Genomic DNA, 21742 nt, shown 5'->3' with positions numbered 1-21742 from the left:
ACAGTGAGCGACGGCGGCACACCCGCCGACGCCCCGACGAATCCGCCTCGCCCGCCGCGGCAGTCGGCCGGTGGCCGCGCCGCCGCTCTCGCCCGCAACACGTGGCGCGGGCTGACGTCGATGCGGACCGCGCTGGTGCTGCTGTTCCTGCTGGCGCTCGCGGCCATCCCGGGCGCGCTGCTGCCGCAGCGCAGCCTCAACGAGGGGAAGGTCAACGACTACATCGCGGCCCGGCCCACCCTCGGTCCGATCATGGACAAGCTGGAGCTGTTCGACGTGTTCGGCAGCTACTGGTTCACCGCGATCTACGTGCTGCTGTTCATCTCGCTGGTCGGCTGCATCCTGCCGCGATGCGTCGAGTACGCCAAGGCGCTGCGCACGCAGCCGGTGGCGGCGCCGCGCAACCTCGGCCGGCTGCCGCACCACCGCAGCGAGACCGTCGACGAGGATCCGGAAGCGGTTGCCGAGCGGGTGCGGGGGCAACTGCGCGGATGGCGCGTCGTCCAGCGCGTCGGCGGCGCCCGCGCCAAGCACCCCGAGGAGATCACCCTCTCCGCGGAGAAGGGCTTCCTGCGCGAGGCGGGCAACCTGGTCTTCCACCTCTCGCTCGTGGCGCTGCTGGTCTCGCTGGCCGTCGGCAAGCTCAACAGCTACGAGGGCAACGTGATCGTCATCGCCAACGACGGAGCCGGCCTCTGCACGACCTCACCCGCGGTCTTCGATTCCTTCCGCGCCGGTAACGAGCGCGACGGCACCGGAATGACCCCGCTGTGTGTGCGAGTGAAGGACTTCACCGCGGACTACCTCGACAACGGCCAGGCCGAGATGTTCACGTCGAACATCTCCTACCAGTCGGGCGACGACCTCGAGTCGAACACCTGGCGGGACGCGCAGCTCAAGGTCAACCACCCGCTGCGGGTCGCCGGCGACCGCGTCTACCTGCAGGGCCACGGCTACGCGCCGACGTTCACCGTGACGTTCCCGAACGGTGAGACCCGGACCGAGACGCTGCAGTGGCGTCCGGACGACGCGACGACGTTCCTGTCCAGCGGTGCCATGCGCTTCGACCCGCCCGGCGGCATGTACGCCGACGAGGACGAACGCCGCAAGAACCAGATCGCCATCGAGGGTCTGTTCGCCCCGACCGCGGTGTTCCACGGGAATCTGCTGTCGTCGGGCTATCCGGCGATGAACGATCCGGCCGTCGCGATCGACATCTACAAGGGCGACACCGGTCTCGACACCGGCAACCCGCAGAGTCTGTTCTCGCTGAACAAGGAGCTCATCAACCAGGGTCGGCTGGTCAAGCAGGAGCGCGTGAACCTGTTCCCGGGCGAGTCGAAGACCCTCGCGGACGGCACGCAGGTGCGGTTCGACGGTGCCGTCGACTTCGTGAATCTGCAGGTCTCGCACGACCCCGCGCAGCAGTGGGTGCTGGTGTCGTCGATCGTGATGATGGCGGGCCTGCTGGTCTCCCTGGTGATCAAGAGACGTCGTGTGTGGGTCCGGATCTATCCCGCGACCGGCCCCGGCAAGGATGCCGACACCGTGTCGGCTACATTGGCCGAGGGTGAACGACGTACCGTAGTAGAGCTCGGTGGACTCGCCCGGACCGATCAGGCCGGCTGGGGCGACGAGTTCGATCGACTGTGCACCCGACTGCTGGACGACGAGCGCGCGACGCGCAGGAGATGAATATGACGATCAACGAGACACTCGCTCGCTACAGCGACTGGTCGTTCGAGTCGGCTTTCGCGATCTACGCGCTCGCGACGGTGCTGCTCATCGCCCGGTACGCCTCGATGCGCGCCCGCGCGGTCCAGGACCGTGAGCTCGTCGCGGCGGGCGCCACCGGTGGTTCCGTCGCCACGGCGGATCTCGTGCCCGGCCGCGTGGTCGAGAAGCCCGGCAAGACGTGGTCCGAGAAGCTCGGCGGCATGGGCTACGCCCTGCTGGTCGTCGGCGCGGTGCTGCACATCGCGTCGATCGTGCTGCGCGGGTTCGCCACCGAGCGGTTCCCGCTCGGCAACATGTACGAGTTCGTGACGATGGCGTGTGCGGCGGCGATCGTCGCCGGTCTCGTCGCACTGCGCAAGACGGCCGATCTCTGGGTCTTCATGCTGGTGCCGGTCCTGATCCTGATGTTCCTCGCGGCGACCGTTCTGTACGCCGACGCGGCACCCGTCGTACCCGCCCTGCGCTCGTTCTGGCTGCCGATCCACGTCACGATCATCAGCGTCAGCAGCGGCATCTTCCTGGTCTCCGGCGTCGCGAGCATCCTGTTCCTGTACCGCATGAAGTTCCCGGCGGGCGAGGAGGGCGACGGGCCGTTCGGCAAGATCGCGCAGCGTCTGCCCAACGCCGAGACTCTCGACCGACTCGCCTACAAGTCGACGATCGTCGCGTTCCCGTTGTTCGGTGCCGGCATCATCCTGGGCGCGATCTGGGCCGAGGCGGCCTGGGGACGCTTCTGGGGCTGGGACCCCAAGGAGACGGTCTCGTTCATCGCGTGGGTCATCTACGCGGCGTACCTGCACGCCCGCGCCACGTCGGGCTGGCGCGACACCAAGGCGGCCTGGATCAACGTCGCCGGCTTCGTCGCGATGCTCTTCAACCTGTTCATCATCAACATGGTGGTCTCGGGTCTGCACTCCTACGCGGGTCTCACCTGATCTACCCCGCTCGGGTGCGGGACCCCGGCAAGCGAGGGGTGGAAAAAGCGAAAAGGAATCGGCCGCTGTGAGACAGCGGCCGATTCCTTTTGTTGCGTTCTCGCGTGGCCTAGGCGTCGGGATCGGTGGGGGTATCGCTACCGGGCCGGTCCGAGTGGCGGCGGTGGTTCTCGCGGTCCACGCGCCACAGGAACTCGGGGTCGTCGTCGGGACCGACAGCCCTACCGCCCCTGCCGCCCCCGCGTGCCGCGGTGGTGGGTGTGGGGCCGAACGCCTTCCAGAACAGGACCGCAAGCGTCACCAGACCGATGAGCGCCAGTAGGTAGATCACGGTGCACCTCCTGGTTACGAGGGTAGCCGTGTCCGGGTGTTCCCGGCATCCACCTGGTGTCCGAAGTTCCGGACCCCGGCACTAGCTGTGGTGCGCCTCGGTGGTCAGGGACGAGAGGAGTGCCATCACCTCGGCCTCCCGGAACCTCCGGTGGCCTCCGGGGGTACGCAGCGATCCGAGCCGGCCTGCGTGCGCCCAACGGGTGACGGTCTTGGGGTCGACATGGAACAGTGCGGCGACCTGGCCCGGGGTCAGCAGGGCTTCCTTGGCGCCGTTATAGGTGGGTGCGCTCATCGATCCTCCAAGGTTCGGGGCCCACCAGGACGGTCGGCCGGGGGGAGATTCGGGACCGGTTCGTTTGTCGACCGGCTTCGACATAGTGGCACTCAACCCCCCAGGTACTCGAACGATCTAAAGTTGGTAAAGCGGAGGTAATAGACAAATCGGACTACCCGGGCTCATGGGTATCAAGCTGGTCTCCGGAATCGGCAATCCGGTACGAACCCCACCGCCGGCCCCTATGGTGGCCCCTGTCTGCCTCGACGCCAAAGGGTCCGATCGGACATCCGGATGAGGCACCGGAGCGCGACGAGGTCGACATTCAGGGGTGGCAGTGCGGGACGCGGGTGTCGGGGATCGCGTCTCACGGAACCGTCGGTAGCGGCCCGTTCTCCACGCGGGCCGGGAGGGGGATGTGCATGCTCGCGGAGAACCTCGGTCCGCTCCTCGGGACGAACGTCATCGACAGCGTCTACTGGGCCTTCCAGCAGGGCGCGACCATCGGCAACGCCGTGGTGACGGGAAACTGGGGCAACCTCATGGCGACGTTCGGAGTCGTGGACTGGGGCTCGACCTTCAACAATCTGGGGCCGGGAGTCCTGCCACTGGTCTTCTGACGACGGCGCCGGTCGGGTCGGTACCCTGGTCGTGTGAGTGAAGCAGCGCAGAACCGTCCTGATCAGGCCCGCAGCGACAGCACCGGACCCGCCGGTGCCGTGACGACCGGAACGCTGGTCCGTGACGTCGCCCTCTACTCGGTGGCGAGGCTCGGCCTCGTGGTGGTGCTCGCGGTCGTGATCCTGTTCGGCGGCAAGGCGATCGGGGTCGACGTACCGCTGATCGTGGCTGCGCTGTTCGCGGTCCTCATCGCGCTGCCGCTGTCGCTCGTGCTGTTCGCGAAGCTTCGCAAGAGGGTCAACCTGGACATCGCCGCAGTCGACGCGCAGCGCCGAGCCGACAAGGCCGACCTGCACGCCAAGCTCCGGGGTGAGGATCGGCGGTGACGGCCGTTCTCGACCGTCGGGGCTCGCGGGCCTGGGTCGACAACGCCGTTCGTCTGATCGAGGCCGACGCACAGCGCAGCGCCGACACGCATCTGCTCCGCTACCCACTGCCGCCGGAGTGGAACGTCCAGCTCTATCTCAAGGACGAGTCCACCCACATCACCGGCAGCCTCAAGCACCGCCTCGCGCGGTCGCTGTTCCTGTACTCGATCTGCAACGGCTGGGTCGGTGAGAACACGACGGTGATCGAGGCGTCGTCCGGATCGACGGCGGTGAGCGAGGCGTACTTCGCGAAGCTGCTGGGACTGGATTTCGTGGCCGTCATGCCCGCGAGTACCAGCCCCGCCAAGATCGCACTGATCGAGGCGCAGGGCGGACGCTGCCACTTCGTCGACGACCCGTCGAGCATCTATGCCGAATCCCAGCGCCTGGCCGTCGAGACCGGCGGCCACTACATGGACCAGTTCACTCACGCCGAACGTGCGACCGACTGGCGCGGGAACAACAACATCGCCGAGAGCATCTTCACCCAACTGCAGCAGGAGGACCACCCGATCCCGGAGTGGATCGTGGTCGGTGCGGGCACCGGTGGAACGGGCGCGACCATCGGACGCTTCCTGAGGTACCGCAAGCTCGACACCGGGCTGTGCGTGGTGGATCCGGAGAACTCGGTGTTCTTCGACGCCTGGCGTAGCGGCGACTGCGGTACCGCCCCGACCTTCGAGCGGGGCTCTCGGATCGAGGGCATCGGCCGCCCCCGTGTCGAACCGTCGTTCATCGGCCAGGTGATCGACCGGATGGTGAAGGTGCCCGACGCCGGTTCCATCGCCGCGATGCGTCACGCGAGCGACGTGCTGGGACGGAAGGTGGGCGGCTCGACCGGCACCAATCTGTGGGGCGCGTTCGGTCTGGTCGCCGAGATGCTCGAGCGGGGGCGCAGCGGCAGCGTGGTCACGCTGTTGTGCGACGGCGGAGAGCGGTACGCCGGAACCTACTTCGACGACGACTGGGTCGCGTCGGAGGGCATAGACCTGGCCGGGCCGGCCGCGGTGCTCGCCGAGTTCACCGCGACCGGCCGCTGGACGGCCTAGCCCTCCGCGGGGTCCGTTCCGGCGGGTGCCTCGATGGGTACGTGGCGGGTCATGACGACCCGCGGCCAGCGGTCGAGGCCGCGTTCGACCTCGAGTTCGCGCACGGCCCGCAGTCCCGGCCCGAGGTCCTCGTCGGCGACGACCTCGAATCCCAGTCGCGCGTAGTACGGCGCGTTCCAGGGCACGTCCCGGAAGGTCGTCAGCGTCACCTCGGGCAGCCCGCGATCACGTGCCCACTGGTCGAGGTGCGCGATCAGGGCGGCGCCGATCCCGCGTCGCGCATGATCGGGGTGGACCGAGATCTGTGCGATGTGGGCGGTGCCGTCCACCACCTCGACGAGGCAGAAGGCGACCGGGGGCTGCTTGCGCTTGCCCCACACCCACACGCGGCCCGCAGCGACGTGCGTCTCGAACCACGTGAGCGGAGGCGGGTCGTCGTCGGCGACAGCCGCCATGCCCACGTCGCGAAAGACGGCGCCGGCGGCGACGTCGATCCCGGGGAGATACGCCAGGTCGGCGGGCTCGGCGAGGCGGATCACTCTCAGCCCTTGGAGACGACCTGCGACGCGATCGCGGTGCCGGCCGCGACGACGCCGACGGACGGCCACGCGCCGATCTTCTTGGCCAGAGGGTGCGAGCCGCCGAAGGCGCCGACGTAGGTGCCGAGCAGGGCTGCGGCCCGACCCGGTCCGGAGCTCTTGGCCCAGCTGTAGGTGCAGACACCGCCGACCGCCGCGAGAACCACGCCGCCGAGCTGACGGTTGCCGGTCTGCCGTGCGACGGTGTAGCCGCCGACGAGTCCGGCTGCGGCGAGGGCGGAGGTGGCGGTCTTGTTCAGCATCGTGAGGTACTCCCGTTCCGGTGTGAGGGTCGTTCGATTCGAGGCTACGACAGTGCGCCCTCCGCGCTGTCGGCAGAACCCGCGCGGGCTGTTTCTCGATGGCCGGGAAAGCGCCTACGCACAGCGCAATCCGCCGTCGATCATGGCCATCGGGCCGAGCGCCCGCCCGCGAATCGAGGAGGAACCGTGTCGTCAGAAGACACCCAGCAAGCACCGTCGTCCCGGCCGGCGTTCAGCCCCGGCCCGCTGCTCGCGGGCAAGCGGGCGATCGTCACCGGCGGTGCACACGGCATCGGCGCCGCGATCGCCCGGTCGTTCGCGGCGCACGGAGCGCAGGTCCTCGTCGCCGACATCGATGCCGACGCGGCTCGGGGACTCGAGTTCGATCCGGCGGCCGGCGGCGCGATCGAGGTCCTCGCGTACGACGTCCTCGACGCCGCGGTGCCCGCGCGGATCGTCGAGTTCGCTCCGGACGTCCTGGTGAACAATGCGGGCCACTTCCTGCGCCCGCCCCGCCCGTTCGCGGAGACCGAACCCGCGTTCTGGGCCGAGATCGGCGGTATCAACCTCGATCACGTCCTGCGGCTCACGCATGCGGTCCTGCCGGGGATGGCCGAGCGCGGTCGCGGCGGCGCGATCATCAATCTCACCACCGTGGAGGCGCATCGGGCGATTCCCGGGCACTCGGTGTACGCGGCGTACAAGGCGGCCGTGACGCAGTTCAGTCGCAGCCTCGCGGTCGAGGTGGGGCACCTCGGGGTGCGGGTGAACGCGATCGCCCCCGACCTCATCGAGTCGGTCCAGGTGCCGTACAGCGAGTGGCTGTCGGAGGAGGAGTGGACCAAGTGGCCGACGTGGGCTCCGCTCGGTGGACCCGGGCAGCCGGACGACGTCGCCGGTTCCGCGCTGTTCCTGGCGTCGGATCTGGGCCGCTACACGACGGGCACCACGGTCCACGTCGACGGCGGCACGTTCGCGGCGGGCGGGTGGTTCCCGAAGCCCGAGGGCGGCTGGACCAACCGGCCCCGCAATCCGTGAACGAAAACCACTGTCCCACTTCGCTGAAAGGTGGCTCGTGTCCGTGGACAAGCCCACGCTGAGCATCAACGTCCCCAACTTCGGCCCACTCCTCGCGCAGGATGACTACGGCCGGTTCGTGCAGTTCTGCGTGGCCGCGGATCGCGCCGGCATCGATCGCGTCATGGTCACTGATCACGTGGTGATGGGCTCGGACACTTCGGGTTACACGTGGTCGGCATTTCCCACCGAGCCCGATGCCGTCTGGCTCGAGCCGCTGACCATGCTGGCGCTGCTGGCCGGTAGGACCGAGCGGGTGCGTCTGGGCACCGGCATCGTGATCGCGGCCCTACGCGGTGGGGCGGTGCTCGCGAAGACGGCCGCGACGCTCGACCTCGTCTCGGGTGGTCGTTTCGATCTGGGTGTCGGGACAGGTTGGCAGGAAAAGGAATACGAGGTCGCCGGCCTGGACTTCGCGAAGCGCGGTCCGCTGCTCGACGACGCCCTCGCGACCTGTCGAGCGCTGTGGTCCGGCGCCCCGGCGGCAGTGTCGACGCCCAGCCTGTCGTTCGACGACGCCTACTGTTCGCCCCGTCCACCGGCGGGCCGGAGCATTCCGATCTGGGTGTCGGGTTCGCTGTCGAAGCCCGTCGTGCGCCGGGTGACGACGTGGGGCGACGGCTGGATCCCGATCATGGGCGCCACGAACGAGGATCTCGCGGCGGGCACAGCGCTGCTCCGCCGCAGCTTCGAGGACGCCGGACGCGACCCGCGGTCGCTCCAGGTCCGCGGCCGCCTCGTCGTGGAGCGCTCGCCCGACGGTTCGATCGACTTCGATCGCACGATGGACGGCGCCGAGGCGCTCGTCGCGAGCGGCGCGACGGACCTGATGATGGCGGTCGCCGGGATCGACCCGGACCCGGATGCAGCCGAGGCTGCTCTGCCCGCGCTGGTCACGGCCTTCCGGGCGCGCCTGTACTGATCGTGTGGCCACGGTACACAACCTACGGTTCCGTAGGTTGTGTACCGTGGGTGATCGGGCGGGGGCATCCGAACGAGAGGTGTGCCATGGTCCGGCCGGAAGTGACGCTCGAGAACTACGAGGACGTCTACCGCTTCTATCTGGACCACCAGCAGAACCGATTCCTCGCTCGTGCCGCGTACGCCGCGCTGAGTGCGCGATTCCGGCCGCGGATCGGCTATGCCGACGGCGCCCGGGCGCAGTTGCAGGAGCTGCTCTCCAGTGGGCGCCGGCTGATCGTGGTCGCCAACCACCTCACCGATCGCGATCAGTACACGCTCGCGGCCACGGCGTGGCGGACGCCGTTGCGGTCGGTGATCGGACGGACCCGGGTGCTCGCGAAGGACGAACTCTTCGCCGGCCCGAGGATGCGGCGCGCGATCGACATGATGGGTTCGATACCGGTGTTCCGGGGCAAGGATCACGGACTGCGGGCAGTGGCCGACGCGGGCCGCGCGATGATGGACGTCTCCGCCGAACGCCTGCACCGCGGAGACGTTCTCGCCATCTTCCCCGAGGGCACGTGCAACGACGGTGATCCGGCGCGCATCCGCCAGATCAACAGCGGCGTCGGGCACATCGCGGTGAAGGCCCGCAAACTCGGGTCCGAGCCCGCGCTCCTCGCCCTGGGGATCCGCTACCACCCGGACCGGCCGGCCGACGTCTTCGTCGCGTGCCCGGTCGCCGAGCTACCGACCACGCCGATGAACATCACGCGCACGGTCGCGGCGGAGATGCAGGCTGCGGTGGACGGGGCGGTCGCAGCGGGCGCGAGCGGTCAGCGGACGCCGTCGCGGTAGCTCTCGAAGCAGCCGTCCGCGAAGCGTTTCCGGTCGAGTTCGCCGACCTGGATGACGCCGCCGCGGTACCAGATCTGCGTTGTCGCAGACAGTTCGGCACCCTCGCTGCACCACTGGACCAGTTCGTGGTCGCTCGGGTCGCCGTGGTTGATCTGGTTGTACATGACGGCCTGGTTGGAGCCGTACTCGCGGCCTGCTCGCACGGAGGCGTCGTCGCCGATCGCCGATCGGCCGGCCACCACGCCGACCACCAGCAGCAACACTCCCGCACAGACGGCCGTCAGCCAATGGGCGCGGCGCGCGGTCATGAGGGGATGCTAGTCGGGATTGCGCGGGATCTTCCCGATATTCCGTTCCCGGCATTGGTCACGTTTCGATGACGGCTCGGGCCCCGGGGAGGTCGACGCGTTCGGGCGCCGCCCCGCGGTGGCCGTGGCAGGCTGGTGGGATGGAGCAGACGATGCAGGCCTTCTTCGCGGCACTGGACCGACTCGTCGGCGGGGCGTCGCTGCGCATCGACCGGCCCTGTGGCAGTGCGCATCCGCGATTTCCCGAGGTGATCTATCCGGTCGACTACGGCTATCTCGAGGGCACCAGCGGGGGTGACAACGAGGGCGTCGACGTCTTTCGGGGCACGGCGTCCGGCGCCGGGATCGTCGGCATCGTCCTGACCGCCGACCTCACCAAACGGGACGTCGAGGTGAAGATCCTGCTGGACTGCTCCACCGACGAGATCGAGGCGATCGAGCATCTGCTGCACGAGCGTCTGCGCCTGAACGCCAGCCTGGTTCGTCGACCGTGACGTCTTCCCCCGCCGCTACTCGGACGCACCCGATCCATGCCAGCATGAACGAATGACATTCCTGATACGCCTGGTGATCAACGCGGTCGCCATCTGGCTCGCGTCGCAGTGGGTGAGCGGCATCACCGTTGCCGATTCCGGCGAGGGCACCGGCACGGACATCCTGATCGTCCTCGGGATCGCGCTGGTGTTCACCGTCGTGAACGCCTTCGTGAAGCCGATCGTCCAGCTGCTGTCGTTGCCGCTGCTCATCCTCACACTGGGCCTGTTCACGCTCGTGATCAACGCCCTGATGCTGCTGCTGACGTCGTGGATCAGTTCGCAGACCGAGTGGGGACTGAGCGTGGACGGCTTCTGGACCGCGGTGTGGGGCGCGCTCATCATCTCGGTGGTGAACTTCGTGCTCAGTGCCCTGGTCCCGGACAAGAAGTGACGTGACGATCGGGTAGGTGGTCCCTCAGCCGAGGCCCAGCGCGAGACCGGTGGCCGCGGCCCACACCAGCATCGACTGTCCTGTGACGGCCAGGGCGGGGATCAGTGCGGGGCCGCGGCCACCGCTGCGCACGGGGGCATTGGCCTTGACCGCCAACGGAAGCGCGAGGAGCCCGACGAGGGCCCACGGCGTCCGCGCCACCAGCGCGAGGGTCACCACGAACGGCACGACGAGCAGCACCAGGTGCAGGGCCCGGGTCCGGGCGTCGCCGAGTTTGACTGCGAGCGTGATCTTCCCGGATTCGGTGTCGGTGGGGATATCGCGGAGGTTGTTCGCGACCAGCACCGCGCTCGAATACGAGCCGATCGCGATCGCGGCGAGCAATCCCACCCAATCGACCCGGCCGACCTGCACGAACTGAGTGCCGAGTACCGCGACCAGTCCGAAGAACACGAACACCGCGATCTCGCCGAAACCGCTGTAGCCGTACGGCTTCTTGCCGCCCGTGTAGTACCAGGCGCCGAGGATGCACACCGAGCCGACGAGGATCAGCCACCACGCCGACACGAGGGCGAGCGCGATACCGGCGACCGCGGCCACCGCGAAACACCCCATCGCGGCACCCTTCACGGATGCCGGTGACGCCAGTCCCGAACCTACGAGGCGCAGAGGACCGACCCGCTCGTCGTCCGTGCCGCGGATGCCGTCCGAGTAGTCGTTGGCGAAGTTCACGCCGACGATCAACGCGAGCGAGACCACCAGCGCGAGCAGCGCCTTCCACCACACCGCGCCGTCGAGGGACGCCGCCGCTCCGGTACCGGCGAACACGGGAGCGATCGCGTTCGGGAGGGTGCGCGGCCGGGCGCCCTCGATCCACTGGGAGACAGAAGCCATGTGGCGATCCTTTCACCCCCGCCGAATCGGGTGGCCGCGCGGTCGGCCGCTCCCATAGGCTGGACGCCGGTGCAATCAGTGACGAGGGACTCCGAGACTCCGGCACCCACTCGGCCGCCGGTGGAGGTGGCCCTGCTGGGTGACGTCGCCACACGCCGAGACGGTGTCCTGGTGCCGCTGCCCGGCCCGCGGGCCCGCAGCCTGCTGGTGGCGCTCGCCCGACGTCCGGGCCACAGTCGCAGCGCGGCCGCGCTCGTGGAGGACGTGTGGGGTGACACCCCGCCGAAGTCGCCGGCCAACGCCCTGCACACGCAGATCTCCCGATTGCGCTCGGCGCTGCCCGACGGCGCCGTCGAGGCCGGCCCCGCCGGGTACCGACTGGCGCTCGCGCCGGAGCAGGTCGACCTGGCCCGCGCCCGGTTGCTGGCACGCCGGGCGAATCGGCAGCACGCGGACGGGGACCAGCACGGCGCGCTCGCGGCGGTGCACGAGGCGCGCGTGTTGTGGCGGGGCGAGCCCGGCGCCGACCTGCCCGCCGGCGAACTCGCCGACGACCTGGCGACGGAGGCGGCGGCGCACCGGAGTGCGCTCGACGCAGTGGAACTCGCGGCGCTGGTAGCCGCCGGACGGTACGAGGACGCGTTGCCGATCGCGCGGGCCGCGGCCGGGTCGTCTCCCCTGGACGAGGGGGCGCACGCGCTGCTCATGGAGTGCCTGCACGGGTCGGGCCGGCCCAACGAGGCGCTCGAGGTGTTCGCGGGACTGCGCGGCCGTCTCGCGGACCGGCTCGGCGTGGACCCGTCGGCCCGTCTGATCGATCTCAACGCGACGATTCTGCGCGGCGGGGAGCGGGCACTGCCGGCGGAGGTCGGAGGCACCCGGGACGGCAACGCCGAACCCACGACTCGGCTGCTGCCCTCCACGATCGGGCTCCGGGCCGCGCCCAACCCGCTGCTGGGACGCTCGAGCGACCTGGCCGCCCTCGAACTGCTCGTGACGTCGTCGCGGGTGGTGACCGTTCTCGGCCCCGGCGGCACCGGGAAGACACGGGTGGCGCACGCGCTCGGCAACGAGGTGTCGGCGCGGATGCCGGTGGCTCTGGTCGAGCTCGCGCCGTTGCGCAGCGGCGAGGACCTGATCGCGGCCATCAGCAGCACGCTCGGGCTGAGCGAGAACGATCTGACCCCCGGCGCCCTCACCCGCACTCGCATCCACGACGCCCGCCAACGGCTGCGCGACGCACTGGCCGCCAGGCCCATGCTGTTGATCGTCGACAACTGCGAGCACCTCATCGACGATGTCGCGGACGTGGTGTCGGACCTGATCTCCGCGAGTCCGCACCTGACGGTCCTCGCCACCAGCCGGGCGCCCATGGCGATCACCGCGGAGTCGGTGTATCCGTTGCCGCCGTTGGCGATCGGCGACGACGGGTCGCCGGCGATCGAGCTGTTCCGGGCGCGGGCCCTCGCGGTGCGGCCCTCGGTGCGCCTGGACCGCACCGAGGTGGAGCGGCTGTGCCGCACGCTCGACGGCCTGCCGTTGGCGATCGAACTCGCCGCCGCCCGCGTCCGCACGATGAGCGTCGAGGAGATCAATGCCCGTCTCGTCGACAGATTCGCGCTGCTGCGTTCGGGGGACCGCACGTCGCCCGAGCGGCACCGCACACTGCACGCGGTGATCGAGTGGAGCTGGAATCTGCTCACGGTCCCGGAACGGGCCGCGCTGCGTCGACTGTGCCGATTCCCCGGTGGTTTCACGGCCGACGCCGCGCGGACGGTCGCGCAGTGGGGTGAGATCGTGGACGTCGCCGACGCGCTCGAGGGGCTGGTGAACCAGTCGATGCTGTCGGTCAGCGAGAACCCCGAGGTGGGTGGTCTGCGCTACCACATGCTCGAGACGGTGCGGGAGTTCGGCGAGGAGCAGTCGGACGCCGGCGAATCCGCGGAGGTGTCGGCCCGGACGGTGGCATGGGCGGAGCGGTTCTCCCGAGAAGCGTTCGGCAACTTCATGGGCGGCCGGCAGGTGGCCGCCGCGCACCGAGTCGAAGCCGAGCACGACAACCTGCTCGCGGTGCTGCGCTACGCATACGCGGAGCAACTCGCTCGCGCGGTCTTCACGGTCTTTCCGGTGATCGGCGGCATGTGGTCGATGCGGGGCGCGCACTCCGAGGTGTTCACGTGGGTGCCGCGCCTTCTCGAACTCGACACTTCCGGTTTCGGACCCGAGGACGTGCCGGGTGACCTCCTGGCGTCGGCCTACGTGCTGGCCGCCTCCCACATGGCGATGGGTGGCAGGCTGCGGGCGGTCGCGATCGCCCGGACCCGGCTGCGCCGACTGCTCGCCACCCGGACCGACATCAGCGAGCAGTCGCGCATGTACGTCACTCTGCTGCTGGTCCCCGCCTCTGGCCGCGGACTGGCGCGGATGCTCGCGCGAGCGGTGCGCTCACCCGATCCGGGGGCGCGCAGTTCCGCGCTGGTGGCGCGGGCAAACCTCCGGGAGAACAACGGGGACCTCTTCGGGTCGGAGTCCGACGCCCGACTGGCGCTCGTCCTCGCGGAGGAACGCAGCGACAGTTGGGGTCTGGCGATGGTGTGCCAGCACCTGGGCAGCCTGTACGCGCAGTCCGCGAGCTACGGCGACGCGGTCGGGTACTACCGGCGCTCGGCCGAGATCCTCTGGGAGATGCACCTGTACGACGAGAGCCTGCAGGTGCGGGGATTCCTGGTCGCGGCCCTGATCGGTGCGGGCCGGATCGCCGACGCGCGAGCCGAACTCGCGTCGCTCGCCCCCGCACACGCCGGTGCGTCGAGCGGCGCCCCGAGCAGCGACCACGACGTGCACAACCAGGCCGCGTTGTCGGCGAGCACAGCAGAGGCCGATCTCGCCTCGGGCGCCGTCGATTCGGGGCTGGCCGAGTATCGCCGGGCGGCCGGGTACGCCGGTGACCTCGACGGCGAACTGCCCGCCGACCCGTTCGAGCTGATGGTGGTCTCCGGCGTCGTGGACGCGCACGTACTCGCGGGGCGGGCCGAGCGCATCACCGATCTGGCGCTGCGGCTCGAAGCGGTCGCGACGGCGCGCCTCGGTTCTCGGGGATACCCGGACCTTCCGCAGACCGGGGCGGTGGCCTGCGCCGTCGGCAGCTTCCACATCGCCACCGGCAGTGCCCCCGAACGCGGACTGCGGCTGCTCGCGCTGGCGACGAGAGTGCATGCACGGCAGGACTATCCGTCGATGCGCCTCGACCGCCACCTCGGCGCGGCACGCACCGTCCTCGGCGGCGACGTCGTCGCGGCGGCGCTGGAGTCCGCACAGGGGACGTCCCGCGCCGCCGCGCGCCGGGAGATCCTCGATCTCCTGGACTCGGGTTCGTGACCGCTCAGGCCTTGCGCATGTAGATCCGCACGGTCAGCGGTGCCATGATCGCGACGATCACGGCGGCGCCGAGAAGCGCGTACACCGCGTGGATTCCGAAGTGTCCGCTGTTCGCGAGTTCACGGACGGCCGTGACCAGGTGCGATACGGGGTTGACGTTCACGAACGCCTGCATCCAGCCCGGCATCGTGTCCGCGGGCACGAAGGCGTTGGACATGAAGGTGAGCGGGAACAGGATCATCATCGACGTGCCCTGCACCGAGGCGGCCTTGCTCATCAGCACGCCCATCAGTGCGAAGATCCAGCTGATCGCGAACGCGCACACCATCACCAGCAGCGCGGCGCACACGACCCCGACGAACCCGCCGCCCGGGCGGTAGCCCATCGCGATGCCGACGACGACCGTGATGGTCGTCGCGATGAGGTACCGGACGACATCGGCGATCAGCGCCCCCGACAGTGGCGCGATCCGGGCGATCGGCAGCGACTTGAAGCGATCGAACACGCCCTTGTCCATGTCCTCGCGCAACTGGGTGCCGGTCACGATCGACGCCGTGATGACGGTCTGCACCAGGATGCCCGGGATGATGATCGGCAGGTACGACTCCACGTCACCGGAGATGGCGCCGCCGAAGATGTACGTGAACATGAACGTGAAGATGATCGGCTGGATCACCACGTCGAACAGCTGCTCGGGGTTGTGCTTGACCTTCAGCAGACCACGGTGGGCGAGCGTGAGGCTGTGCGCGATCGCCTCGCGTAGCCCGATGCGATCGGTGGCCTCGATCGTGCGGGTGTTCGCCTGCCGCGCAGGCGAGGTCAGGGTGGTCGTCATGCGGCGCTCCCTTCGGACTCGGCGGTCTCGTGACCGGTGATGGTGAGGAAGACCTCGTCGAGGCTGGGCTTGGAGACGGTGATCTCGTCGACGGCGATCGAACGGTCACGCAGCCGGACGAGCAGGTCCCCGGTGATCGACGGGTCCGCGAGCGGCGCCGTGATGCGGCCCGACTCGGGAGTCACGGTCGCCTCGAGGCCCAGCACCGTGGAGATGAGGGCGCGGGCCTCGTCGATGCGGTCGCGGTCCGCGAGCGTCAGTTGCAGCGCCGAGGTTCCCACGGACGCCTTCAACTCGTCCGCGGTGCCGTCGGCGATGACCTTGCCTCGGTCGATCACCGCGATCCGATCGGCCAACTGATCGGCCTCGTCCAGGTACTGGGTCGTGAGCAGGACCGTCGATCCTTCGGCGACGAGCCGTCGGATCGTGTCCCACATCTGGGCGCGGGTCCGGGGATCGAGACCGGTGGTGGGCTCGTCGAGGAACAACAGTGGGGGACGAGCGATGAGGCTGGCCGCGAGGTCCAGACGACGGCGCATGCCGCCGGAGAAGTTCTTCAGTGGTTTGGACGCCGCCTCCGTCAGGCCGAACTCCTCGAGCAGTTCGGTCGACTTGCGCTTGGCGTCGCGCCGGCTCAGGCCGAGCAGTCGGGAGAAGATGACGAGATTCTCTGTGGCGGTGAGGTCTTCGTCGACCGAGGCGTACTGCCCGGTGACGCCGACGAGCGAGCGCACTGCCGTCGATTCGCGGACGACGTCGCGGCCGAAGATGCGGGCTTCGCCGCCGTCGGGACGCAGGAGGGTCGCGAGCATGCGGACCGTGGTGGTCTTGCCGGCGCCGTTGGGGCCGAGCACGCCGTACACCGCGCCGGTCGGCACGGTGAGGCTGACGCCGTCGACCGCGCGCTGCTGCCCGAAGGTCTTGACGAGCCCGACGGCCTCGATGGCCGGGGGTGAGGTGTCGAGGTTCATGACCTCACAGTGCCGACACCCGCTTGCAGCGTTCTTGCACCGTGCTTGCACGCCCCTCACACGGAGGAAGCCGGGGCCCAGGCGTACGACAGGTGTACGTCACCGGGCCCCGGCTCCACGGGGAAGTGGGGGCTACTTCAGCAGACCACCGAGCAGACCGCCCAGGTCCAGGTCGCCGAGGCTGCCGGTCAGGTTGCCGAGATCGAAGTCGCCGAGGCTGCCGAACGGGTTGCCGATCGTCACGAGCGACGGGTCGCCGAGCGCAGGCTGCGTGGGATCGCCGGCCGAGACGCAGCCGCCGATGAACGCGTAGATGCCGTCGCTCAGAGCCGGCGTCGTGTACGTCTTGGTCGATCCGGCGGTCGCGCCGTCCACACCACTGGTCCAGGACACGAATCCGGGCTCGAGGAACTTGGTGGGGTCGTCCATCAGCGCCGGTACCTTGGCGGAGTCGATCGCGACTGCGGTGCAACCGCTGAGCGGGTCGAGATTCGGGTTGGTGAGCGTGACGGTCACGACGTTGCCGTCGACCGCGGTCTCCAGCGTCGGCGGTACGAGCGTCGTGGGCTCGGCGGACGCAAGTGCGGGAGCGGCGAGAGCGGCTGCCGCGGCGACGGCGAGGCCGGCGGCGGCACGGGTGAGGACAGCGGTGGCGTTGGTACGCATGGTCGTGACCTTTCGGGTGGTAGGGGAGCGGCCACCCGATCAAGGGTTCGTTGGAACCGATCGATCGAGATCGCCTGCGGCACAGCATCGACTGTGAACCCGATTTTGGCAAGCGAAACCGAACGCATCACTCCGGTACGGACGTACCGTTCAGCAGATGAAACAATGCGCGGCGGCTCGGACATCCCCGACTGGTGTCCGAACCGCCGCGCACGACTGGGTGATCCCCTACCGAACCGGCTGCGAGGATCCGGCGGAGATCGCGTCGATCAGGCTGTCGAACGCGCCCGTGGTGACGAAATCGAGGATGTCCTGGAACGCGCCGTTCTGGAGGCTGCCGAACATGGCATTGTCCGGAACGGAGACGATCGGCGCCTTGCTGACCTTCGCGTCCGAGGGGTCGGCGCTCGAGGCGCACTCGCCGAAGACCGCATACGCGCCGTTGGTCAGATCCGGCGTCGTGAAGGTCTTGGTGCTCGCCGCCGCGACCCGCTCGGCCGTGGGCGTGCGGTACGCCGCGAAACCGGGCTCGAAGAGCTTGGCAGGATCGGCTTCGAGTTCGGAGATCTTCGTCGCGACCACGACCACTGCCCCGCACGTCACCGTGGAGTCGGTGTTGGGGTTCTGCACGGCCACCGAGATGGTGCTGCCCGCCACGGTCGCGTTCACGATCGGCGCCTCGACAACGGGCGTCGCACCGGCCAGAGCCGGTCCGGCGATACCCGCGGCGGCCATGGTGGCGAGACCGACAGCGCTGCGGCCGAGCAGGTTTCGTGCTCGAAGGTTCATTCACTACCCCTTGTTGGAAACGTCCGTCCGAAGAGTGACCGCGGCGCCTTGTCCCCGACATCCAAGATCACTTGCGAAAGCATCTGGCCTACGTGGGCTTTCTGCAACACATAGCTCGTGGGGAGGTAAGGGATTCTCGAGGTCGGCCGTAGCTAAGGACAGTTCTTACCGGTCGGTAACGACAATTGATCTGCGGAAACCGCCGGTGCCCCAGCTTCTTCCCGCAAACGTAACGATTTCGTCTCAGTCTGCGGCGGGGGTGGACTTTTCAATTGCTTGTTCAATTACCTGTGCGGACCACGCCCTTTGGTGTGCGCTGAGCGAGAATCCGGCCTGTTCGGTCGGCTCGGCAGTGCCCCGTCGTTACCGCTTCGAGGCCTAACGGTTCCAGCCCGATCGGAGGGCCTCGCGATCGACCTTCCCCGGCCCTCGCAGCGGCAGCGCATCGACCAACCGGACCTCGCGCGGCGCCGCCGTGGGATCGAGTGCGGCGCTCACGTGGGTTCGCAGCTCTGCGGCTGTCGGCACGAACCCGGCCTCGGGAACGATCGCGGCCACCACCCGCTGGCCGAGGCGGTCGTCCGGCAGGCCCAGGACGGCGCACTCGCGAACCGCCGGGTGCTCGACGAGGACCGACTCGACGACCTGGGGGACGACGGTAAGTCCGCCGGTCGAGATCGCCTCGTCGAGGCGTCCGCGGATGGTGAGTACCCCGTCGGCGAGAGTGCCGGCGTCATCCGTCCGGAACCAGCCCGGCTCCGCGAACGCGGGGTGCTCCGGCAGACCACGGTAGCCCGAGGCGATCATGGTGCCGCCGAGCAGGACCCGGCCGTCGTCGCCGATCCGCACCCGCGCACCGTCGAGCGGGACGCCGTCGTAGACGCATCCGCCGCACGTCTCGCTCATGCCGTAGGTCCGCACGACCCGCACGCCTGCATCCACGGCTCGACGGAGCAGAGGAGCCGGTGTCGCCGCGCCGCCGAGCATGACGGCGTCGAGGTCGGCCAGCGCAGCCGTGGCCTCCGGGTGGTCGAGAGTCTTGACCAGTTGGGTGGGAACGAGCGACGTGTAGCGGCGCGTGCCCGTCATGGAGGCGATCGCCGCGGGTAGCGCGGCCGGGTTGAAACCCCCCGTCACGTCGACGACGACCGGGGTGGTGCCCGCGAGGAGGCTGCGGAGCAGCACCTGCATTCCGGCGATGTGGTGTGCGGGCAGCGCCAGCAACCACGCGCCCGGGCCGCCCAGCCGTCGATGCGTCGCGTCGCCGCTCGCGCGCAGGGCCCGTGAGGTCAGCAACGCGCCCTTGGGGACACCGGTGGTTCCGGATGTCGCCATCACGAGCGCCACGTCGTCGGCGTCGGGAACGTCGTCGATGGATTCGCCGGGACGCAGGGCGTCCGTCAGGCGGGCGGTTTCGCGGGCGTCACTCGCCGGTACCGGGAGCAGGGGTGGACCGTCACCGCGTAGCGCGCGCTCGAGTCGGGGCAGGACCGACTCGAGCGCGGCGCCGGTGGGTACCGGGAGCGGGTGCAGCAGCGAACTCACCCCTCGATCGTTTCACGGAGAACCGGGGCGGGCCCGGCAGGTCAGGTCGGTGAGGGGCCGGCGAGGGGCCAGCCCCCGGCGGCGAGGTGCGAGCGCACCCGATCGACGTCGGACTCGAGAGGCATCTCGTTCGTGATCTTGGTGATCAGGACCTGGATGTCGGTCTTCGAGATGGGAAGGTCGCCGTCCTCGACGAGGGCCGCGGTCACCAGGTCGACCTCGTCCTCCGAGAGTCGGCGGGTGAGGAGCGCGAACAGTGGGACGTAGTCCTGCTCGGGCACGCCGTTGGGGTACCCGGCGCGCAGCCAGTCGATGATCGAGGAGAGAAACGGAGGCAGGCTCAACAGTGCTCCTGAACTCGGTCCGTCAGCTCCGGGCGTCCGGTGCTTCCCGGTCCGTTTCCTCGTCGCCGACGACGGGCCAACCGCCTGCAACGAGACGCTCGGTGACCCGGCTGATGTCTTCCTCGGTGGGTTCTTCGTGGATGACCCCCGCGATGATGCTCTTGAGCGCGTCGTAGTCGACGTGCCGATCGGGATGCTCGTGAGCCGTCGCGATGGACAGTTCGACGATCTCCCCGATCTCCTCGTCGGTGAGGCGCCGTCCGAGTACCGCGAGCAGAGCGAAGTGATCTTTGGCAGGAATGCCCTCCGGATAGCCGGCGCGTAGCCAGTCGAGTACCGAGCGGAGCGAATACTTGCTGTTCACGGGTGCGATCACTTTCACGAAGGAGCGGGGGTGGGGTCGGTCGGGGCCCCGCTCAGAAGACGTGGATGCCGAAGCTGCTTGCCAGGAAGTCCTGCATCAGCATCAGTATCCCAGCGATGATCGCGATCAGCACGACGGCGAAGCATGCCGCTGCGCCGACCTTGCCGGCGGTGCTCGCAGACGAGGTGCCGTCGGAGTTCGTTCGGGCACCCACCGAGAGCGACTTGAGTCCCAGCGCGAAGATCGCGGGCAGGCCCGCACCGAGGAGAAGTCCCACCAGGACGACCTGCCACAGCGAGTTGGCGGTCTGCGTCAATAGATCCATCGGTCGTCTCCTCTCAGTGGTGGCTGCGGGTGGTGGTGTCGGCGTCGGCCTGGCGAGCGGGTGCCGTGGCAGCCTTGTCCGTCGCGGGCTCGAGTCCGTCCTCCCACTCGGCGTTGACGTTGGTGGGATCGATCGGCTGACGGCGCGAGCGCAGGTACATGAAGACCGACAGGGCCACGAGCAGGGCGAAGACGACGAGCACGCCCGGGAGACCGCCGATGACGTGGGCCAACGCCCAGCAGACGGCACCGACGATGCCGGCGGACGGCAGGGTGATCAGCCACGCTACGGCCATCCGTCCGGCCACGCCCCAGCGGACCTCGGCGCCCCGGCGTCCGAGTCCGGTACCGAGGATCGACCCGGTCGCGACGTGGGTGGTCGACAGCGGCAGGCCGAGATGGCTGGAGGTGAGGATGATCGCGGCCGACGACGACTCGGCGGCCATGCCCTGAGGCGCGGCGATCTCGACCAGACCCTTGCCCAGCGTGCGGATGATGCGCCATCCGCCGAGATAGGTGCCCAGGGCGATCGCGACGGCGCAGCTCAGCTTCACCCAGAACGGCATCTCGGCATCCGCGGAGATGGACCCGTGCGCGACGAGCGCCAGGAAGATCACGCCCATCGTCTTCTGGGCGTCGTTGGTGCCGTGCGCCAGCGAGACGAGGGACGCCGTACCGACCTGGCCGATGCGGAAGCCCTTGCCCTTCGTGTCGTCCGGGACGTCACGGGTGATGCGGTAGATCAGCTTGGTGCCGACAGCGGCGACGAGCGCCGCGACGACGGGCGCGAGCAGCGCGGGCAGGATGACCTTGCCCATCACGCCGCCCCACTCGACGCCGCTCATGCCGATCGAGGCGATCGCGGCACCGATGAGGCCGCCGAAGAGGGCGTGCGACGAGCTGGACGGCATGCCGAACAACCACGTCGCGAGGTTCCACAGGATACCGCCCACGAGGCCGGCGAACACGATCAGAAGTAGTGCCTCGCCGCTGACGGATCCGAGGTTGACCACGCCTTTCGCGACGGTGGCCGCGACCTCGACGGAGAGAAAGGCGCCGACCAGGTTCAGGGTTGCAGAGAGTGCCACTGCGACCTTCGGTCGAAGTGCGCCGGTGGCGATGGAGGTGGCCATCGCGTTTCCGGTGTCGTGGAAGCCGTTCGTGAAATCGAAAGCGAGGGCAGTGACGACCACTACCAAGAGAACGACGAGCTCTGCGGTCACAACCGAATTGTGCGTATCGAAAGCGCAAAAGTACAGCGAGCAACCGGCGAACAGACGGTGCGCATCACCACATTCTGCTATCACCTCGCACGACGGTCCCGGGACTGTGGCGACACTC

General features: G+C 69.1%; 26 protein-coding genes. 11 read left to right on the top strand and 15 right to left on the bottom strand.

The window, feature by feature from the left end; all coding sequences use genetic code 11:
- Positions 1 to 3: 3 nt before the first annotated feature.
- Positions 4 to 1695 (top strand): cytochrome c biogenesis protein ResB, encoded by a 1692-nt coding sequence (locus A6I89_RS14670; RefSeq protein WP_041674418.1) that lies wholly within the window; start codon positions 4 to 6, stop codon positions 1693 to 1695.
- A 2-nt stretch (positions 1696 to 1697) separates the two neighbouring features.
- Positions 1698 to 2672: a c-type cytochrome biogenesis protein CcsB gene (gene ccsB, locus A6I89_RS14665; RefSeq protein WP_022597501.1), complete on the top strand. Its 975-nt coding sequence runs from the start codon at positions 1698 to 1700 to the stop codon at positions 2670 to 2672.
- A gap of 109 nt (positions 2673 to 2781) precedes the next feature.
- Here the strand turns inward: ccsB and A6I89_RS14660 are convergent, their stop codons facing one another.
- Both A6I89_RS14660 and A6I89_RS14655 read right to left on the bottom strand, forming a co-directional pair.
- Positions 2782 to 3003 carry a hypothetical protein gene (locus A6I89_RS14660; RefSeq protein ID WP_005518136.1) on the bottom strand — a complete coding sequence of 74 codons (222 nt, stop codon included), beginning with the start codon at positions 3001 to 3003 and terminating at the stop codon, positions 2782 to 2784.
- A gap of 81 nt (positions 3004 to 3084) precedes the next feature.
- The gene (locus tag A6I89_RS14655) at positions 3085 to 3297 is read right to left on the bottom strand and encodes a BldC family transcriptional regulator (protein ID WP_005518137.1); all 213 of its coding nucleotides are present in this window, start codon (positions 3295 to 3297) and stop codon (positions 3085 to 3087) included.
- A gap of 404 nt (positions 3298 to 3701) precedes the next feature.
- Between A6I89_RS14655 and A6I89_RS14650 the strand changes: the two genes are divergently transcribed.
- The 3 genes from A6I89_RS14650 to cds1 are packed head-to-tail and all read left to right on the top strand — an operon-like array spanning position 3702 to position 5377.
- Entirely contained in the window at positions 3702 to 3899 is a 198-nt protein-coding gene (locus A6I89_RS14650) for a hypothetical protein (RefSeq protein WP_022597499.1), read from the top strand.
- Between the two features lie 33 nt (positions 3900 to 3932).
- On the top strand, positions 3933 to 4286 hold the full coding sequence (locus A6I89_RS14645; RefSeq protein ID WP_022597497.1) for a DUF4229 domain-containing protein: 354 nt from the start codon (positions 3933 to 3935) through the stop codon (positions 4284 to 4286).
- A complete protein-coding gene (gene cds1 / locus A6I89_RS14640) occupies positions 4283 to 5377 on the top strand; it encodes an L-cysteine desulfhydrase Cds1 (RefSeq protein ID WP_005518142.1) in 1095 nt (364 codons plus the stop codon). The genes A6I89_RS14645 and cds1 overlap by 4 nt, the downstream gene beginning before the upstream one ends.
- Here cds1 and A6I89_RS14635 read toward each other — a convergent pair.
- Entirely contained in the window at positions 5374 to 5916 is a 543-nt protein-coding gene (locus tag A6I89_RS14635) for a GNAT family N-acetyltransferase (protein ID WP_005518143.1), read from the bottom strand. The genes cds1 and A6I89_RS14635 overlap by 4 nt on opposite strands.
- A 2-nt stretch (positions 5917 to 5918) precedes the next feature.
- Positions 5919 to 6218 carry a hypothetical protein gene (locus A6I89_RS14630; RefSeq protein ID WP_005518144.1) on the bottom strand — a complete coding sequence of 100 codons (300 nt, stop codon included), beginning with the start codon at positions 6216 to 6218 and terminating at the stop codon, positions 5919 to 5921.
- Between the two features lie 186 nt (positions 6219 to 6404).
- Here A6I89_RS14630 and A6I89_RS14625 point away from each other — a divergent pair, with 186 nt between their 5' ends.
- From A6I89_RS14625 to A6I89_RS14615, 3 genes are all read left to right on the top strand, one after another.
- Positions 6405 to 7256, top strand: a complete 852-nt coding sequence (locus A6I89_RS14625; RefSeq protein WP_013416978.1) for an SDR family NAD(P)-dependent oxidoreductase — start codon at positions 6405 to 6407, stop codon at positions 7254 to 7256.
- Between the two features lie 43 nt (positions 7257 to 7299).
- A complete protein-coding gene (locus tag A6I89_RS14620; RefSeq protein ID WP_022597495.1) occupies positions 7300 to 8217 on the top strand; it encodes a TIGR03619 family F420-dependent LLM class oxidoreductase in 918 nt (305 codons plus the stop codon).
- 86 nt (positions 8218 to 8303) lie between these two features.
- Positions 8304 to 9056 carry a lysophospholipid acyltransferase family protein gene (locus A6I89_RS14615; protein ID WP_022597493.1) on the top strand — a complete coding sequence of 251 codons (753 nt, stop codon included), beginning with the start codon at positions 8304 to 8306 and terminating at the stop codon, positions 9054 to 9056.
- Here the strand turns inward: A6I89_RS14615 and A6I89_RS14610 are convergent.
- The gene (locus tag A6I89_RS14610) at positions 9035 to 9364 is read right to left on the bottom strand and encodes a hypothetical protein (RefSeq protein WP_005518149.1); all 330 of its coding nucleotides are present in this window, start codon (positions 9362 to 9364) and stop codon (positions 9035 to 9037) included. The two genes, A6I89_RS14615 and A6I89_RS14610, sit on opposite strands and share 22 nt — an antisense overlap.
- Positions 9365 to 9504: 140 nt before the next feature.
- Here A6I89_RS14610 and A6I89_RS14605 point away from each other — a divergent pair, with 140 nt between their 5' ends.
- Positions 9505 to 9858, top strand: a complete 354-nt coding sequence (locus tag A6I89_RS14605; protein WP_005518151.1) for a hypothetical protein — start codon at positions 9505 to 9507, stop codon at positions 9856 to 9858.
- 52 nt (positions 9859 to 9910) lie between these two features.
- Positions 9911 to 10291 carry a phage holin family protein gene (locus tag A6I89_RS14600; RefSeq protein WP_005518152.1) on the top strand — a complete coding sequence of 127 codons (381 nt, stop codon included), beginning with the start codon at positions 9911 to 9913 and terminating at the stop codon, positions 10289 to 10291.
- Positions 10292 to 10315: 24 nt separating this feature from the next.
- On the opposite strand, the gene A6I89_RS14595 is transcribed toward A6I89_RS14600, so the two are convergent.
- Positions 10316 to 11185, bottom strand: a complete 870-nt coding sequence (locus A6I89_RS14595) for a 1,4-dihydroxy-2-naphthoate polyprenyltransferase (protein ID WP_022597489.1) — start codon at positions 11183 to 11185, stop codon at positions 10316 to 10318.
- A 78-nt stretch (positions 11186 to 11263) separates the two neighbouring features.
- Between A6I89_RS14595 and A6I89_RS14590 the strand changes: the two genes are divergently transcribed.
- Positions 11264 to 14563: an ATP-binding protein gene (locus A6I89_RS14590; protein WP_232244774.1), complete on the top strand. Its 3300-nt coding sequence runs from the start codon at positions 11264 to 11266 to the stop codon at positions 14561 to 14563.
- 4 nt (positions 14564 to 14567) lie between these two features.
- Here the strand turns inward: A6I89_RS14590 and A6I89_RS14585 are convergent, their stop codons facing one another.
- From A6I89_RS14585 to A6I89_RS14545, 9 genes are all read right to left on the bottom strand, one after another.
- Positions 14568 to 15398, bottom strand: coding sequence for an ABC transporter permease (locus A6I89_RS14585; protein ID WP_022597485.1), 831 nt, complete (start codon positions 15396 to 15398; stop codon positions 14568 to 14570).
- Complete coding sequence (locus A6I89_RS14580) at positions 15395 to 16369, bottom strand: daunorubicin resistance protein DrrA family ABC transporter ATP-binding protein (RefSeq protein ID WP_013416971.1); 975 nt, start codon at positions 16367 to 16369, stop codon at positions 15395 to 15397. The genes A6I89_RS14585 and A6I89_RS14580 overlap by 4 nt, the downstream gene beginning before the upstream one ends.
- A gap of 132 nt (positions 16370 to 16501) precedes the next feature.
- Positions 16502 to 17035, bottom strand: a complete 534-nt coding sequence (locus A6I89_RS14575) for a hypothetical protein (protein WP_005518163.1) — start codon at positions 17033 to 17035, stop codon at positions 16502 to 16504.
- A 228-nt stretch (positions 17036 to 17263) separates the two neighbouring features.
- Entirely contained in the window at positions 17264 to 17824 is a 561-nt protein-coding gene (locus A6I89_RS14570) for a hypothetical protein (RefSeq protein WP_022597483.1), read from the bottom strand.
- A gap of 378 nt (positions 17825 to 18202) precedes the next feature.
- Positions 18203 to 19369: an o-succinylbenzoate--CoA ligase gene (menE, locus tag A6I89_RS14565; RefSeq protein WP_022597481.1), complete on the bottom strand. Its 1167-nt coding sequence runs from the start codon at positions 19367 to 19369 to the stop codon at positions 18203 to 18205.
- A 41-nt stretch (positions 19370 to 19410) separates the two neighbouring features.
- Entirely contained in the window at positions 19411 to 19713 is a 303-nt protein-coding gene (locus tag A6I89_RS14560; RefSeq protein WP_005518168.1) for a DUF3349 domain-containing protein, read from the bottom strand.
- Positions 19714 to 19735: 22 nt separating this feature from the next.
- On the bottom strand, positions 19736 to 20089 hold the full coding sequence (locus A6I89_RS14555) for a DUF3349 domain-containing protein (RefSeq protein ID WP_005518170.1): 354 nt from the start codon (positions 20087 to 20089) through the stop codon (positions 19736 to 19738).
- Between the two features lie 40 nt (positions 20090 to 20129).
- Positions 20130 to 20402 (bottom strand): hypothetical protein, encoded by a 273-nt coding sequence (locus A6I89_RS14550; RefSeq protein WP_005518171.1) that lies wholly within the window; start codon positions 20400 to 20402, stop codon positions 20130 to 20132.
- Positions 20403 to 20415: 13 nt separating this feature from the next.
- Entirely contained in the window at positions 20416 to 21624 is a 1209-nt protein-coding gene (locus A6I89_RS14545) for an inorganic phosphate transporter (RefSeq protein WP_005518172.1), read from the bottom strand.
- Positions 21625 to 21742 lie beyond the last annotated feature (118 nt).

The organism is Prescottella equi, from assembly GCF_002094305.1.
Classification (GTDB): domain Bacteria; phylum Actinomycetota; class Actinomycetes; order Mycobacteriales; family Mycobacteriaceae; genus Prescottella; species Prescottella equi.
Note: the sequence above shows the minus strand (reverse complement) of the source record. Positions and strands in the feature narration are given on the sequence as shown.